The organism is Geodermatophilus chilensis, from assembly GCF_002802985.1.
Taxonomy (GTDB): domain Bacteria; phylum Actinomycetota; class Actinomycetes; order Mycobacteriales; family Geodermatophilaceae; genus Geodermatophilus; species Geodermatophilus chilensis.
Genome location: NZ_NVPT01000127.1, coordinates 1 through 15,753, shown reverse-complemented (window position 1 = coordinate 15,753; position 15,753 = coordinate 1). Strand labels below are relative to the sequence as shown.

Genomic DNA, 15,753 nt, shown 5'->3' with positions numbered 1-15,753 from the left:
CCGCCGCCGCGTTCGCCTGGGTGCTGTCGCGCCTGGGCGCGGTGCTCGCCGGCGAGGAGCTCCGCGAGACGGTGCCGTGGGTCCCCGCCCTGGAGCTGGACGTCGCCCTGCGGCTGGACGCCTTGGCGCTCACCTTCGCCGCGCTGGTCACCGGCGTCGGGGCCCTGGTGCTCGTCTACTGCGCCCGATACTTCGCCCCGGGCGAGGAGGGCACCGGCCGCTTCGCCGGCTGCCTGACCGCCTTCGCCGGCTCCATGCTCGGCCTCGTCCTCGCCGACGACCTCTTCCTGCTCTACGTGTTCTGGGAGCTCACCACCGTCTTCTCGTTCCTCCTGATCGGGGGCTCGGGACGGCGGCTGGCCGCGCGGCGGGCGGCGTCGCAGGCCCTGGTGCTCACCACCGCCGGCGGGCTGGCGATGCTGGTCGGGCTGATCCTGATCGGGCAGGCCAGCGGCTCGTTCCTGCTGTCGGAGGTCGTTGCCGACCCCGGCAGCGGCCCGGCCGTGACCGCCGGCGCGGCGCTGGTGCTGGCCGGGGCGGTCACCAAGTCCGCCCTGGTGCCGTTCCACTTCTGGCTGCCCGCGGCCATGGAGGCGCCGACCCCGGTCAGCGCCTACCTGCACGCCGCGGCGATGGTGAAGGCCGGTGTCTACCTGGTCGCGCGGCTGGCCCCCGGGCTGGCCGACGTCCCCGGCTGGCGGCCGGTCGTGCTGGGCCTGGGCGTGGCCACGATGCTCGTCGGCGGCTACCGCGCGCTGCGCCAGAAGGACCTCAAGCTGCTGCTGGCCTTCGGCACCGTCAGCCAGCTCGGGTTCCTGGTGACGCTGGTCGGCGGGGGCAGCCACGAGCTGGCCGCCGCCGGGCTGGTGATGACGATCGCGCACGCGCTGTTCAAGTCCACGCTGTTCCTCACCGTCGGCGTGATCGACCACGCGACCGGCACCCGCGACCTGCGCCGGCTGTCCGGTCTGGGCCGGCGGCTGCCGCTGCTCGCCGTGATCGGCACCGCCGCGGCGGCGTCCATGGCCGGGCTGCCGCCGCTGCTGGGCTTCGTCGGCAAGGAGGCGGCGTTCACGGCCCTGCTGGACGGCGGCCTGCCCGACCGGACCGTCGCGGCCGTCGTCCTGACCGGGCTGGTCGCGGGCTCGGTGCTGACCGCCGCCTACACCGCGCGCTTCGTGTGGGGTGCCTTCGCCCGCAAGCCCGGGTCCGCCGACACCGAGGTCGGGCACCCGCCGGAGCCGCTGTTCCTCGCCGCCCCCGCCGTCCTGGCGCTGACCGGGCTGGTCCTCGGCCCGGCCAGCCCGCTGCTGGACCCGTTGGTCGGCGCGTACGCGGACACGCTGCCGCTGCTGGTCCCCGAGGTCGAGCACCTGGCGCTGTGGCACGGCTGGCAGCCGGCGCTGGCGCTGTCGGCGCTCACGGTCGCCGGCGGTGCCGCGCTGTTCGCCGTCCGCGGGCGGGTCGCGCGGCTGCAGCGGCGGGTGGCCGTGGGCGCCTCGGCCGACGAGGGCTACTGGAACGTCGTCCAGGCGGTCGACCGGCTCGCGGTGCTGGTGACCGGCACCACCCAGCGCGGCTCGCTGCCGGCCTACCTCGGCACCATCCTGGTCGTCGTGCTGGCCCTGCCCGGGACGCTGCTGCTCACCCGGGCACCCTGGCCGGGCGAGTGGCGGGCCTGGGACACGCCGGTGCAGGCGGTGGTCGGCGTGGTCGTCGTGACCGCCGCCACGCTGACCCTGCGGATCCGCCAGCGGCTCTCGGCCGTGCTCGTCGTCGGCGTCACCGGCTACGGCATCGCCGTCGTCTTCGCGCTGCAGGGCGCCCCCGACCTCGCGCTCACCCAGTTCCTCGTCGAGACGCTCACCCTCGTCGTCTTCGTGCTGGTGCTGCGCAAGCTGCCCAAGGACATCTCCGAGCGGCACCGGCCGCGCGAGCGCGCCGTCCGCGGGGTCATCGCCGTGGCCGTGGGCGCGTTCATGGCCGCCGTGGGCGCGGTGGCGCTGTCGGCCCGCACCGCGACGCCGGTGTCGGAGGCCTGGCCCGGGCCCGCCTACGACTTCGGCGGCGGCAAGAACGTCGTCAACGTGACCCTGGTCGACATCCGCGCCTGGGACACCCTCGGCGAGATCTCGCTGCTGGTCGTCGCCGCCACCGGCGTCGCCAGCCTGGTCTTCCTCCGCGGGCGCACCGGCGGGGTCGACCGCGTCGACCGCGCCCAGCTGGCGCAGCGGCGCCAGCGCGGCCGCCGGGCGCCGCGGGACCGCTGGCTGGCCGCGACCGCGACGCTCGACCCGGCGCGGCGGTCGGTGGTGCTCGAGGTCATCACCCGGATCCTCTTCCACACGATCGTGGTGTTCTCGCTGTACCTGCTGTTCTCCGGGCACAACGAGCCCGGCGGCGGGTTCGCCGGCGGCCTGGTCGCGGGCCTCGCGCTGGTGCTGCGCTACCTGGCCGGCGGGCGCTACGAGCTGGGCGAGGCCGCGCCGGTCGCGCCGGGCCTGCTGCTCGGCGGCGGGCTGCTCTTCGCCGGCGGCACCGGTGTGGCCGGCCTGCTGCTGGGCGCCGGGGTGCTGCAGACCGCGATCCTCGAGGCCACGCTGCCGGTGCTCGGTGACGTCAAGCTCGTGACCTCGCTGTTCTTCGACTGCGGCGTCTACCTGATCGTCGTCGGGCTGGTCCTCGACGTGCTGCGCAGCCTGGGCGCGGAGCTCGACCGCCAGGAGGACCAGGAGGACCCGATCGAGCTGTCCCCCGGGGAGGTGGTGCTGCGATGACCCCCACGATCGTGCTCCCGGTGATGATCGGCGGGCTCTACGCGGCGGGGGTGTACCTGCTGCTCGACCGCAGCCTCACCCGCGTGCTGCTGGGCTTCCTGCTGCTGGGCAACGCCACCAACCTGCTGCTGCTGTCGACCGGCGGGCCCGCGGGGCTGGCGCCGATCCTGGGCTACTCCGAGCCGGAGGCGTTCAACGACCCGCTGCCGCAGGCGCTGATCCTCACCGCGATCGTCATCACCTTCGGCGTCGCCGCGTTCCTGCTGGCGATGATCCACCGCTCCTGGCGGCTGGCCCGCAACGAGGCCGTCGGCACCGACGAGGAGGACCGCAGGGTGGCCGCCCGTCGGGGCACCGACGCCGACGAGCTCGACCCGGACGACCTCGCCCCCGAGGACCGCGCCGCCATGCACGCCGACTCCCGCGCCGCCGACGCCGACGAGCTGGTGGACGACGTCGGCCTGCCCACGGGCAGCGGCGCCCGGTGATCGACGTCCTCGCCCCGCTGCCGGTGCTGCTCCCGCTGCTGGGGGCGGCCGGCGCGCTGCTGGTCTCCGGGCACCCGACGTTCCAGCGCACCCTCAGCACGGTCGTGCTCACCGCGGTGCTCGCCGTCTCGGTGGTGCTGCTGATCATGGCGGACGCCGACGGCGCGAGCGCGGTCTCCGTCGGCGGCTGGCCGGTCCCGCTGGGCATCGTGCTGGTCGTCGACCGGCTCTCGGCGCTGATGCTGGTGGTCGCCTCCACCGTGGCGCTCGGCGTCCTCCTCTTCGCCGTGGGCCAGGGGTCCGCCGACGGGGACGAGGGCACCCCGGTGTCGATCTTCCACCCGACGTTCCTGGTGCTGGTCGCGGGCGTGGGCAACGCCTTCCTCGCCGGCGACCTGTTCAACCTCTACGTCGGCTTCGAGATCCTGCTGATGGCCTCGTACGTGCTGCTCACCCTCGGCGGGACGGCGGCGCGCATCCGTGGCGGCATCACCTACATCGTGGTCAGCCTGACCAGCTCGCTGGTGTTCCTCGCCGCGATCGGGCTGGTCTACGCCGCGACCGGCACGGTGAACCTGGCGCAGCTGGCGGTGCGGCTGGGGGAGCTGCCCGAGGGCACGCAGGTGCTGCTGCAGTCGATGCTGCTCATCGCGTTCGGCATCAAGGCCGCTGTCTTCCCGCTCTCGGCGTGGCTGCCCGACAGCTACCCGACCGCCCCCGCCCCGGTCACCGCGGTCTTCGCCGGCCTGCTCACCAAGGTCGGCGTGTACGCGATCATCCGCACCCAGACGCTGCTGTTCCCGGGCGGCGCGCTCGACGACCTGCTGCTGTGGGCGGCGCTGGCCACGATGCTGGTGGGCATCCTCGGCGCGGTGGCCCAGAGCGACCTGCGCCGGATGCTGTCGTTCACCCTGGTCAGCCACATCGGCTACATGGTGTTCGGCATCGCCCTGGGGACGGCGGCCGGACTGGCCGGCGCGGTGTTCTACGTCGCCCACCACATCGCCATCCAGACGACGCTGTTCCTGGTCGCGGGGCTGGTCGAGCGCCAGGGCGGCACGACCTCGATCAACAAGCTGGGCGGGTTGGCGCGGCGCTCACCGCTGCTCGCGGTGCTGTTCTTCGTGCCGGCCATGAACCTGGCCGGGATCCCGCCGCTGTCGGGCTTCATCGGCAAGCTGGGGCTGCTGCAGGCCGGGGTGGCCGACGGCAGCGCCGGGGCGTCGACCCTGGTGGCCGGCGGGGTGCTCACCAGCCTGCTGACCCTGCTCGCGGTCGCCCGCGTCTGGACCCGCGCGTTCTGGCGGTCCCCGAACCAGTCGCCGGCCGAGGACACCGCCGGGGCCGCCGCCGCGGACGCCGTGCTGCGCCGCCGGGCGGGGTCCGCCGACGGTGCGGGGTCGCCGGACGGGACGTCGTCCCCCGACGGCCCGGCGCGGACCGCGCTGCAGGACGCGTGGCGCCGGCACACGGCCGTGGCGACGGCCTCCGAGCCGGACCTCCCACCCGCCGCGGGCGCGGTGCGGGCGCTGCGCCCGCTGCCCCGGACGATGGTGGGCGCCACGGCGGCGCTGGTGGCGCTCACCGTGGCCCTCACCGGGCTGGCCGGGCCCCTCTACGGCCTGGCCGACCGGGCGTCCACGGACCTCCTCGAGCGCACCCCGTACGTCTCGTCGGTGTTCGGCGAGGGGGAGGTGCCGTGACCGTCGAGCCCGCGGCCACCCGGCTGCGCCACCAGGTCCCGCTGATCGTCTGGCTGGTGCTGGTCTGGATGCTGCTGTGGGGCACCTGGTCCTGGGCCAACCTGCTCTCCGGCCTGCTCGTCGCGCTGGCCGTGCTGACGCTGCTGCCGCTCCCGCACGTGGTCGGCGGCGCCCGGGTGCGGCCGGTGCCGCTGCTGGCCTTCCTCGGCCACTTCGTCGTCGACCTGTTCGTGTCCGGCGCGCAGGTGGCCTGGCAGACGGTGCGTCCGCGGCCGGTGACCCGGTCGGCGATCGTGCGGGTGCAGCTGCGCGCCGACTCCGACCTGCTGCTGACGATGGTCGCCGAGGCGCTGTCCCTGGTCCCCGGCTCGCTGGTGCTCGACCTCGACCGCGAGGAGAAGCTCATCACCCTCCACCTGCTGCAGGTGCGCGACCTGGCCGCGGTGGCCGAGGAGAAGGCGAGCGTGCTGCGCACCGAGGACCGCCTGGTGCGCGCGTTCGGCTCGCCGGCCGACGTCGCCCGGCTGAGCGCGGCCCCGGCCGCGGAGCGCCTCCCGTGAACCTCGTCGACCACGCGCTGTACGCGCTGATTGCCGGGGGAGCGCTGCTGGCCCTCGTCCGGCTGGCCCGCGGCCCCTCGCTGCTGGACCGGGTGGTCGCCACCGACACGCTGCTGGTGATCATCTCGGCCGGCCTCGCGGTGCACGCCGCGCTCACGCAGGACCCGACGGTGGTGCCGGTGCTGGTGGTGGTCGCGCTGCTGGCCTTCGTCGGCTCGGTGTCGGTGGCCCGTTACATCGGCGGGATGCTGCTGCGCTCGGGCACCGGCGACGGCCGGGACCCGGGCCTGCCGGTCGCCGCCGAGGAACGCGAGAACCGGTCGTGACCGCGTGGGACGACGTCGTCGCCTACAGCTGCCTGCTGGCCGGCGCCGCGCTGTGCCTCACCGCCGGGCTGGGCCTGGTGCGGTTCCCCGACGTGCTGTCCCGGATGCACGCCGGCACCAAGCCGCAGGTGCTCGGCGTGCTGCTGGTCATGGTCGGCGCCGCCATCCGGCTCGACGGCTGGGCCAACGCCTGGATGCTCCTGCTGGTGGCGGCCTTCCAGTTGCTGACCGCGCCGGTGAGCGCGCAGATGATCAGCCGCGTCGCCTACCGCCGCCGGCACGTGCGCCGCGACCTGCTGCTGGTCGACGAGTTCGGCGGCGCCGGCCACCAGGACGTGCGGCACCACGGCGACGAGCCCGGCGACGCCCCGCCCGAACAGCCCGGGCCCGGTCAGCCGTCCAGCTGAGCCAGCCAGAACGGCAGCCCCTGGTCGTCGCGGCAGTACGCCGACGACCCGAAGGACTGGCGCTCGACCTCGCTGGCCTGCCCGCCGGCGGTCTGCACCGCGGCGACGGCGACCTCGATGTCGTCGACCGCGTACATCGGTACGGCGCCCAGGTCGTGCGTCTGCCCGCCGTGCAGGCCCACCGTCGGGGTCTGACCCTGGGTCTCCCAGCCGTCGTCGACCCGGCCGGGGTTCAGCGACCAGCCGAGCACCGCCTCGTAGAAGTCGCGGGCGCGGGCGCCGTCGGGCACGCGGAGCGTCAGGTACACCGGGTCGCCGGGCCGGACCGCCGGTCGCGCGGCGGCCGGCCCCTGGGCGGGCGTCTGGAGCATCCAACGGTGGCCGAAGGGGTCGACGACAACGCCGGTCCGCCCGCCCGGGCCGTCGGACGGCGGCCGCTCCACGCCGGCCCCGGCGCCCACCGCCCGGTCCACGGCGGCGTCGACGTCGGGGACCGCGAGGTGCAGCGTGACGCTGACCCGGCCCGGATCCGGCGCGGCCAGCGCCAGCTCGGGGTACTCGTCGGCGAGGTAGAGCGTCGCCCCGCCGACGTCGAGCTCGGCGTGGCCGATGCGGTCGTCGTCCATGACGTGGGGCTCGCCGACCACGCGGGCGCCGAGGGCGTCGGCGTACCAGGCCGTCGCCGCACGGGCGTCGCGCACGGTCAGGTAGGGCGTCAGCTGGGCCATCGGCCGATGATGCCGCGACCGGCCCGGGGGCGGGGCGTCGCCGGACGCCCCGCCGGCCCTCAGCGCTGGGCCCGGTTCACCGCCGAGACGACCGCGCGCAGCGACGCGGTGACGATGTTGGGGTCGATGCCCACGCCCCACAGCACGCGGTCGCCGACGGCGCACTCGACGTAGGCCGCGGCGCGGGCGTCGCCGCCGGCGGACATGGCGTGCTCGGCGTAGTCGAGGACCCGGACGTCGACGTCCACCGACCGGAGGGCGTCGACGAACGCCGCGATCGGCCCGTTGCCGCGGCCCTCGACGGTCATGGGGACGCCGTCGTCGACGAGCTCGACCACCATCTCGTCGAGCTGCTCGCCGTGGGCCCGGTGCCGGTGGCCGGCCAGGGAGAAGCGGCCCCACGGGGCGTCGGGGTCGGGCAGGTACTCGCTGGAGAACGCCGCCCACATCTGCTGGGCGGTCACCTCACCGCCCTCGTCGTCGGTGTGCCGCTGGACGACCGCGCTGAACTCGATCTGCAGCCGGCGGGGCAGGTCCAGCTGGTTCTCGGTCTTCATGATGTAGGCGACGCCGCCCTTGCCGGACTGGCTGTTCACCCGGATGACGGCCTCGTAGGTGCGGCCGACGTCCTTGGGGTCGATGGGCAGGTACGGCACCGCCCAGGGCATCTCGGCGACCGGCTTGCCGGCGGCCTGCGCGTCGGCCTGCAGCGCCTTGAGGCCCTTGTTGATGGCGTCCTGGTGGGAGCCGGAGAAGGCGGTGTAGACCAGGTCGCCGCCGTAGGGGTGCCGCTCGTCCACGCCCAGCTGGTTGCAGTACTCGACGGTGCGGCGGATCTCGTCGATGTCGGAGAAGTCGATCTGCGGGTCGATGCCCTGGCTGAACAGGTTCAGGCCCAGGGTCACCAGGCAGACGTTGCCGGTGCGCTCGCCGTTGCCGAACAGGCAGCCCTCGATGCGGTCGGCGCCGGCGCGGTAGCCCAGCTCGGCGGCGGCGACGGCGGTGCCGCGGTCGTTGTGCGGGTGCAGCGAGAGGACGACGGAGTCGCGCCGGCCCAGGTTGCGGTGCATCCACTCGATCTGGTCGGCGTAGACCGTCGGCTCGGCCATCTCGACCGTCGCCGGCAGGTTGATGATCGTCGGCCGGTCGGGGGTCGGCTCCCACACGTCGGTGACCGCGTTGCAGACCTCGACGGCGAAGTCAAGCTCGGTGCCGGTGAAGGACTCGGGGGAGTACTCGTAGGAGATGTCCGTGCCGGTCATCTGCTCGGCCAGCTTGCGCACCACCTGCGCGCCGTGGACGGCGATGTCGATGATCCCGGCGCGGTCGGAGTCGAACACCACCCGCCGCTGCAGCGTGGAGGTGGAGTTGTACAGGTGGACGATCGCCTGCTTCGCCCCGCGCAGGGACTCGAAGGTGCGCTCGATCAGCTCGTCGCGGGCCTGGGTCAGCACCTGGATGGTGACGTCGTCGGGTACCAGGTCGTCCTCGATGAGCTGGCGGACGAAGTCGAAGTCGGTCTGGCTGGCCGCCGGGAAGCCGACCTCGATCTCCTTGTAGCCCATCCGGACCAGCAGCTCGAACATCCGCCGCTTGCGGTCGGGCGTCATCGGGTCGATGAGCGCCTGGTTGCCGTCGCGGAGGTCGACGGCGCACCAGCGCGGTGCCTGCGTGGTGACCGCCTCCGGCCAGGTGCGGTCGGGCAGCACGATCGGCGTGAAGGGGGCGTAGCGGTGGATCGGCATCCCCGACGGCTGCTGGGGGTTCCGGACGTGCGGGTGGTTCTCGCTCAGGTTCCTGCTCACGGGTTCTCGCTCCTCTGGGCGCGGGCTGGACGCAGCTCCGATGGGGCGGTCAGCGAACGGCGCCGGGGACGCACTCGGTCACGGCAGGGTCTCCGCGGCGAGGGGGCCGACCTAGGAGAGGGCCTCGCCGCGGCGGGTAAGCAGGAGGCTGCCGCGCACACGGCCACGGTAGCAGCGGGTCAGCCGAGGTCGCAGCCACACGGGCAGACCGCGGCGTGCCTCGGCGGGCCCGAGCCGTCGTCGACCTCGTCGCACTCGGGCGGACACGCGCAGGTGAAGCCGTCGTCGAGGGGTCGCCAGGGCAGCGCCTCGAGCCGCTGCAGACGCGCGTCCTCCCGGGCGCGCCACGCCGCCCGCTGCCGCCTGGCGCGCCGCTCGGCCGGGGAGTCGCCGGATACGGGGACGTCGTGGTCCTCCGGCGTCCCGGCCCGCGCCCGCTGGCGGTCCCGCGCGGCCCGGTCGAGGCCGAAGGTGAACCACGGTTGCCGCCGGTCGCGGCGGTCCGACCACCGGTCGGCCACGTCGTCGGTGTGCTCGGTGTCGAGGTGTGCGGGCAGACGGCGTCCCGTGGTGTCGCGGGCACCGTCGGGGTCCATCCCGGTCACCTCCCGCCCATCGGCGTGGAGGAGGGCGAGTCGGAAGCCGGCGACCTCCGCCATGAGCGCCAGGCGCATGACGCCCAGGTCACGTGTGCCGGCTTCCGCCGCTGCGAGCGTCGACTTCGAGACGCCTGTCCGTGCGGCGAGCTCTCGCTGCGACAGGTCGGCGGTGCGCCGGATGCGACGGAGGAGCCCGGACAGGTCGGGGGACACACAGCCAGCGTGGGCGACCGCGGTGAGAGCCGGGGGCGAGGACCTGCACCTGTGGAAGCTCCACCCCTGCCCACAGGGCGGGGCAGCGGCTGAGCCTCCAGAACGTATGCGGGGGGCTCCTCCGCCGGTGCCCACAGGGCGGGGCAGCGACTGAGCTTCCGGGGGTCCTGTGGGTCAGCGCTTCCGCCGGTGCCCACAGGGCGGGGCAGGGGTGGAGCTTGCCGGGAGGTGGGCTGCCGGTCCCGCCTCACCCGGCGGCGGTCAGAAGGCCTTGCGCAGCCGCATGCTCAACGGGCGGCCGTCGGGGTCGTCGACCAGGCGGTACACCGGCGTCGCCCACAGCCGGGTGGGCAGCGACAGCCGCGGGGGGTTGTGCTCGCGCAGCCGGCCGCGCGGGCGCGGGCCGCGGCGGCCCCCGGCGTACCAGGCGTCGAGCTCGGCGGCCGAGGCCTCCAGCGTCCGCACGAACGCGTCGGGGTCGAGGAGGTCCTCGTCCTCGCTGCCGTCGGCGGCCCGGTCGAGGTGCTCGCGGGCCAGCACCAGGCGCAGGTCGCGGGCGAACGTGCGGGCGCCGTCGCCGGCCCCGGCCGGGTCGCGGGGCTCGCGCGGGTCCCGGGTGGTGTCCAGGACGGCGGAGGACAGCTCGCTGTCGTGGGTCCAGGAGCGTCGGTTGAAGTTGTCGCTGCCGACGCTGGCCCACACGTCGTCCACCACGCAGACCTTGGCGTGCACGTAGACCGGCGTCCCCTCGTGGTTCTCCACGTCGAAGACGTGCACCCGGTTGCGCCCGGCCCGCCGGCACATCTCCAGCGCCTGCCAGCGGCCGACGTACTGCGACCGCTCCGCGACGGCGCCGTCCTGGTCGGGCACCCGCGGCACCACGACGACCAGGTGCAGTCCGGGGTTGTCGGCCAGCGCCTCGGCGAACAGCCGGGCGACGTCGGCCGACCACATGTACTGGTCCTCCAGGTACACCAGCCGGCGGGCCTGCTTGATCGCCTTGGAGTACCCGCGGGCCACCGAGCGCTCGCCGCGCGGCGCGAAGTCGTAGGGCGGTCGGATCGCCGGGTACGTGCGCAGGTTCTGCACCACGTGCGGGCCACAGGGCGGCGGGGCCGGCAGTTGGGGCGGCAGCGGGTCGGGGTCCAGGCGGGCGCCGCGCAGCCGGTCGAGCACCCACGCGATCGGGTTGCCGGAGTCGGCGTTGGTCGGGTCGTTCCAGCGCTCGCGGAACACGGTGTCCAGGACGCCGACCGCCGGCCCGCGCAGCATCAGCTGGACGTCGTGCCACGGCGGCGTCTCGCCGTACGCCGCCGACATCGCCAGCGACTGCGGGTCGCCCCGGTGCTCGGCGTCGTCCCGGCGGCTGTGGCACAGGTCCATCCCGCCGACGAAGGCGACGTCCTGGGTCGGGTCCTGGTCGTGCCGCAGGACGACGAGCTTCTGGTGGTGGCTGCCGCCGCGGCGCACCCGCTGGTCGAGGATCACCTCGCCGCCGCCGTGCTCGACCTCGTCGTCCAACGCCCGGTTCTCCTCCGCGCTGAACGACATCCAGTCGACGTGCGAGCGCCACACCAGCCCGCGCACGCACACGCCGCGGCGCACCGCGTCGGTGAACAGCTGGGCGACGGTCGGCCCGCCGGGGCGCAGCTCCTCGTCGGGGTCGCCGCGCCAGTCGGTGAAGAACAGGTGGTCCCCGGCGTCCAGCCGTTCGACGTGCTCGACCAGCCGGTCGAAGTAGGTGACCCCGTGCACGAGCGCCTCGGCGAGGTTGCCTTCCGTGTACGCCGGCAGGGACGTCGCCGGGTTGCCCCGCTCCTCGCCCGTCAGCAGCCAGCGCTCCACGTCGTCCACCCGGTGATCACATCGCCCTGCCCAGGGGGATGCAAGCACGGCCGTCGCGGAGGACCTCGGTAGCCTGTGGACCCGTGGCCCTCGTCGTCCAGAAGTACGGCGGTTCGTCCGTCGCCTCCGCAGCGCACATCAAGCGCGTCGCCGAGCGGATCGTGGCGGCCAAGGAAGCCGGCAACGACGTCGTCGTCGTGGTCTCGGCGATGGGTGACACCACCGACGAGCTGCTCGACCAGGCCGCGCAGATCACCGACGAGCCGGCCGGCCGCGAGCTGGACATGCTGCTCACCGCGGGCGAGCGCATCTCCATGGCCCTGCTGGCGATCGCGATCAACACCCACGGCTACGAGGCCCGGTCGTTCACCGGCTCGCAGGCCGGGGTGATCACCACCTCCAGCCACGGCAAGGCGCGGATCATCGACGTCACGCCCGGGCGGCTGCGCGACGCCCTCGACGAGGGCTCGATCGTGATCGTCGCCGGCTTCCAGGGCGTCAGCCAGGACACCAAGGACGTCACCACGCTCGGCCGCGGCGGCTCCGACACGACCGCCGTGGCCGTCGCCGCGGCCCTGCAGGCCGACGTCTGCGAGATCTACACCGACGTCGACGGCGTCTTCACCGCCGACCCGCGGATCGTGCCCAACGCCCGGCGGCTGGACACGGTGACGTACGAGGAGATGCTCGAGCTCGCCGCCTCGGGGGCGAAGGTGCTCATGCTCCGCTGCGTCGAGTACGCCCGCCGCTACGGCATCCCGGTGCACGTCCGCAGCTCCTACTCCCAGCTCCCCGGCACCACGGTGACCGGCTCGATGGAGGACCTCACGGTGGAACAGGCCATCATCACCGGCGTCGCGCACGACCGCTCCGAGGGCAAGATCACCGTCTTCGGGGTGCCGGACCGGCCGGGCGAGGCCGCGCAGCTGTTCCGTGTGCTCGCCGAGGCCGAGGTCAACGTCGACATGATCGTGCAGAACGTGTCGGCGGCGGCCAGCAAGCTCGCCGACATCTCCTTCACGTTGCCCAAGAGCGACGGGCCGGCGGCGATCGCGGCGCTGGAGAAGGTCAAGCACACCGTCGGCTACACCGACGTCACCTTCGACCAGCACATCGGCAAGGTGTCGCTCGTCGGGGCGGGCATGCGCTCCCACCCGGGCGTGTCCGCGCGTTTCTTCGGCGCGCTGGCCGACGCCGGTGTCAACCTGGAGCTGATCAGCACCTCGGAGATCCGCATCTCCGTGGTGTGCCGGGACACCGACGTGGACGTCGCCGTCCGCGCGGTGCACGACGCCTTCGACCTCGGCACCGACGAGGCGCAGGCGGTCGTCTACGGAGGGACGGGACGATGAGCCTCTTCGCCAACGACGGGCTGCGGGTCGGCGTCGTCGGCGCCACCGGCCAGGTCGGCGCCGTGGTGCGCAGGCTGCTCGCCGAGCGCGGCTTCCCGCTCAGCGAGCTGCGCTTCTTCGCCTCCGCGCGCTCCGCGGGCAGCACCCTGCCGTGGGGCGACGGCGAGATCACCGTCGAGGACGCCGCGACCGCCGACCCCACCGGGCTGGACATCGCGATCTTCTCGGCCGGTGCCTCGACCTCGCGGGTGCAAGCGCCGCGGTTCGCCGAGGCCGGCGTGACCGTCATCGACAACAGCTCGGCCTGGCGCCGTGACCCCGACGTCCCGCTGGTCGTCAGCGAGGTCAACCCGGGGGCCCTCGCCGAGGTGCGCAAGGGCATCATCGCCAACCCGAACTGCACCACGATGGCCGCGATGCCGGTGCTCAAGCCGCTGCACGACGAGGCGGGGCTGGTGCGCATCATCGCCAGCACCTACCAGGCGGTCTCCGGCAGCGGCCTGGCCGGCGTCGAGGAGCTCGACACCCAGGTCAAGGCGGTCGTCGACAAGGCGGCGGAGCTCACCCACGACGGCTCGGCGGTGCCCTTCCCGGAGCCGGCGAAGTACGTGAAGCCGATCGCGTTCAACGTGCTGCCGATGGCCGGGTCGCTGGTCGACGACGGCACGTTCGAGACCGACGAGGAGCAGAAGCTCCGCAACGAGAGCCGAAAGATCCTCGACATCCCGGACCTGCGGGTCTCGGGAACCTGCGTGCGCGTGCCGGTCTTCACCGGGCACTCGCTGTCGCTCAACGTCGAGTTCGCCCGGCCGCTGACCGTCGAGCGGGCCACCGAGCTGCTGTCCGCCGCCCCCGGGGTGGAGCTCACGGCCGTCCCCACGCCGCTGCAGGCGGCCGGCCGGGACCCGAGCTACGTCGGCCGCATCCGGCAGGACCCGGGTGTCGACGGCGACCGCGGGCTGGCGCTGTTCGTCAGCAACGACAACCTGCGCAAGGGCGCCGCGCTCAACACCGTCCAGATCGCCGAGTTGATCGCGGCCGACCGCAGTTGATCATCGGCGGGTGGCTGCCCGACACGCCGTCGGAGGCAGCCACCCGCCGATGATCACCGCGGATCACGGCTTGACGTGGCGCAGCGCGAAGTCCAGGGCGACCTCGACCTGGCGGATGGTCTCCTCGATGACCAGCGAGCCGTGGCCGGCGTCGAAGCGGTACACCTCGTGCGGCTTGTCGAGCTCCTCCAGGCGCGCCAGGTAGTTGTCGATCTGCCGGATCGGGCAGCGCGGGTCGTTCGCACCCGCCACCACGAGCACCGGCGCGGCGACGTCCTGCGCGTAGGTGATCGGCGAGGAGCGCACGTAGACCTCGCGCACCTCGTCCGGTGACCCGCCGAACAGCGCCCGGTCGTAGGCCCGCAGGCCCTCCATCTCGTCCTCGTAGGCGGCCAGGTAGTCGGCCACCGGCACCTCGGCGATCCCGGCGGCCCAGCGCTCCGGCTGCGTGCCCAGCCCGAGCAGGGTCAGGAAACCGCCCCACGACCCGCCGGAGATGAGCGCCCGCGACGGGTCGAGGAAGTCCTCGGCGACCAGCGCGTCGTAGACGGCGGCGACGTCCTCGAGCTCGGTGAGCCCCGGCCGGCCGGTCAGTGCGTCGCGCCAGGCGCTGCCGTAGCCGGTCGAGCCGCGGTAGTTGACGTGCACGACGGCGTACCCGGCGTCCACGTAGGCCGCGCGGCGGGCGCGGTAGGAGTCGTCGTCGGCCGCCTCCGGGCCGCCATGCACCAGGAACGCCGTCGCGTACGGCGCCGGGCCGGCCGGGCGCACCACCAGGGCGTGGATGTCGCCGCCGGGGCCGGGCACCCAGCGGTCCTCGACCGGGTAGGCCGCGGGCGGCTCCTCGCCGGGGGCGGCCAGCACGACCGGGCCGTCGGCCCGCCGGATCACCGGCGGCCGCTCGGAGTTCGACCAGGCCAGCTCCACCGCGCCGTCCGGACGGGCGGTGGCCCCGCGGACGACGCCACGCGGGGTGTCCAGCCGCTCCAGTGCGCCGCTGGCGAGGTCGTAGCGGTACAGCTCGCTGCGCGCGGCGTGGTCGTGGCCGACCAGCAGCGCCGAGCCGTCGGGGTACCAGCCGGCGGTCACGTCGCCGGGCAGGTCGAGCACGATCTCGGTCTCGGTGTCGCCGGCGACGTCCCAGACCAGCAGCTCCTCGCGGCCGCGCCGCTCGTGGCCGACCAGCAGCCGCCGGTCGCCGGGCAGCGGGGCGAACTCCAGCGCGTGCAGGCCGCGGCCCTCGCCGTCCCACTTCTCGGCCACCACGCCGTCGTCGGCCGTGCGCAGCACCCGCAGCGCCGGGTAGCGCGCGTCGCCGTGCTCGGAGTGCGAGATGACCAGCAGGTCCTCGTCGTGGATCAGCGCGTCGACCGACGCCGGGTCCTCGTGCCGGTAGACCACCCGCGGGGAGCCCCCGGACGGCGCCAGCCACAGCTCCGAGCCGTCGTCGGTCGAGCGGCCGATCGCCACCATCCGGCGGCCGACCTCCAGCCCCGCCGGGTAGGCGGGCCCGACCTCGGGGACGGCGACGCGGTCCTCCCCGCCGGCGAAGGGCTGGGTCATCCAGACGCCGAACTCGTCGCCGTCGGTGTCGGCGAACCACCAGATCGTCTCGCCGTCCGGGCTGAGCGTGCCGATCAGCGTGCCGTTGGCCCGGTCGGTCGCCTGCCGGTGGGCGTCGGTGGTGCGGTCCCACGCGTACTGCTCGACGACGCCGCTGACGTCGGAGGCGTACAGGTTGCGGTGCGGGGCCTCCAGCGCCCAGTCGGGCAAGCTCACCCGGGGCGCGCGGAAACGGGCCTGCCAGCGGGCGGTGACCTCGGGGGAGAGGGCGGTCGACTCGGAGCTCACCGGCTCATCTTCCCGTGTCTCTTATACACATCCGACGCTGCCGACGA

General features: G+C 74.2%; 13 protein-coding genes. 8 read left to right on the top strand and 5 right to left on the bottom strand.

Features of this window, described 5'->3' with window-relative positions; genetic code table 11:
- The 6 genes from CNO22_RS19260 to mnhG form a co-directional block, all read left to right on the top strand.
- Window positions 1–2,777 (top strand): Na+/H+ antiporter subunit A (locus tag CNO22_RS19260; protein ID WP_100500892.1); only part of this gene is annotated, 2,777 nt, incomplete at its 5' end.
- Window positions 2,774–3,265: a Na(+)/H(+) antiporter subunit C gene (locus tag CNO22_RS19255; RefSeq protein ID WP_100500889.1), complete on the top strand. Its 492-nt coding sequence runs from the start codon at window positions 2,774–2,776 to the stop codon at window positions 3,263–3,265. The genes CNO22_RS19260 and CNO22_RS19255, both read left to right, overlap by 4 nt.
- Window positions 3,262–4,968 carry a Na+/H+ antiporter subunit D gene (locus CNO22_RS19250; protein WP_198588444.1) on the top strand — a complete coding sequence of 569 codons (1,707 nt, stop codon included), beginning with the start codon at window positions 3,262–3,264 and terminating at the stop codon, window positions 4,966–4,968. Before CNO22_RS19255 ends, CNO22_RS19250 begins: the two co-directional genes overlap by 4 nt.
- On the top strand, window positions 4,965–5,528 hold the full coding sequence (locus CNO22_RS19245; protein WP_100500888.1) for a Na+/H+ antiporter subunit E: 564 nt from the start codon (window positions 4,965–4,967) through the stop codon (window positions 5,526–5,528). Before CNO22_RS19250 ends, CNO22_RS19245 begins: the two co-directional genes overlap by 4 nt.
- Entirely contained in the window at window positions 5,525–5,854 is a 330-nt protein-coding gene (locus tag CNO22_RS19240) for a monovalent cation/H+ antiporter complex subunit F (RefSeq protein ID WP_100500887.1), read from the top strand. Before CNO22_RS19245 ends, CNO22_RS19240 begins: the two co-directional genes overlap by 4 nt.
- On the top strand, window positions 5,851–6,261 hold the full coding sequence (gene mnhG, locus CNO22_RS19235) for a monovalent cation/H(+) antiporter subunit G (protein WP_100500886.1): 411 nt from the start codon (window positions 5,851–5,853) through the stop codon (window positions 6,259–6,261). The genes CNO22_RS19240 and mnhG overlap by 4 nt, the downstream gene beginning before the upstream one ends.
- Here mnhG and CNO22_RS19230 read toward each other — a convergent pair.
- From CNO22_RS19230 to CNO22_RS19215, 4 genes are all read right to left on the bottom strand, one after another.
- On the bottom strand, window positions 6,246–6,989 hold the full coding sequence (locus CNO22_RS19230) for a VOC family protein (protein WP_100500885.1): 744 nt from the start codon (window positions 6,987–6,989) through the stop codon (window positions 6,246–6,248). The two genes, mnhG and CNO22_RS19230, sit on opposite strands and share 16 nt — an antisense overlap.
- A 59-nt stretch (window positions 6,990–7,048) precedes the next feature.
- Window positions 7,049–8,794, bottom strand: coding sequence for a 2-isopropylmalate synthase (gene leuA, locus CNO22_RS19225; RefSeq protein ID WP_232807179.1), 1,746 nt, complete (start codon window positions 8,792–8,794; stop codon window positions 7,049–7,051).
- A 179-nt stretch (window positions 8,795–8,973) separates the two neighbouring features.
- Complete coding sequence (locus CNO22_RS19220) at window positions 8,974–9,606, bottom strand: helix-turn-helix domain-containing protein (RefSeq protein ID WP_157937016.1); 633 nt, start codon at window positions 9,604–9,606, stop codon at window positions 8,974–8,976.
- 261 nt (window positions 9,607–9,867) lie between these two features.
- Complete coding sequence (locus tag CNO22_RS19215) at window positions 9,868–11,460, bottom strand: phospholipase D family protein (protein WP_100500883.1); 1,593 nt, start codon at window positions 11,458–11,460, stop codon at window positions 9,868–9,870.
- A 74-nt stretch (window positions 11,461–11,534) separates the two neighbouring features.
- Between CNO22_RS19215 and CNO22_RS19210 the strand changes: the two genes are divergently transcribed.
- Together CNO22_RS19210 and CNO22_RS19205 are read left to right on the top strand one after the other, a co-directional pair.
- Window positions 11,535–12,803, top strand: a complete 1,269-nt coding sequence (locus CNO22_RS19210; RefSeq protein ID WP_100500882.1) for an aspartate kinase — start codon at window positions 11,535–11,537, stop codon at window positions 12,801–12,803.
- Window positions 12,800–13,855: an aspartate-semialdehyde dehydrogenase gene (locus CNO22_RS19205; protein WP_100500881.1), complete on the top strand. Its 1,056-nt coding sequence runs from the start codon at window positions 12,800–12,802 to the stop codon at window positions 13,853–13,855. Before CNO22_RS19210 ends, CNO22_RS19205 begins: the two co-directional genes overlap by 4 nt.
- Before the next feature lie 63 nt (window positions 13,856–13,918).
- Here the strand turns inward: CNO22_RS19205 and CNO22_RS19200 are convergent, their stop codons facing one another.
- On the bottom strand, window positions 13,919–15,706 hold the full coding sequence (locus CNO22_RS19200) for a S9 family peptidase (RefSeq protein WP_100500880.1): 1,788 nt from the start codon (window positions 15,704–15,706) through the stop codon (window positions 13,919–13,921).
- Window positions 15,707–15,753 lie beyond the last annotated feature (47 nt).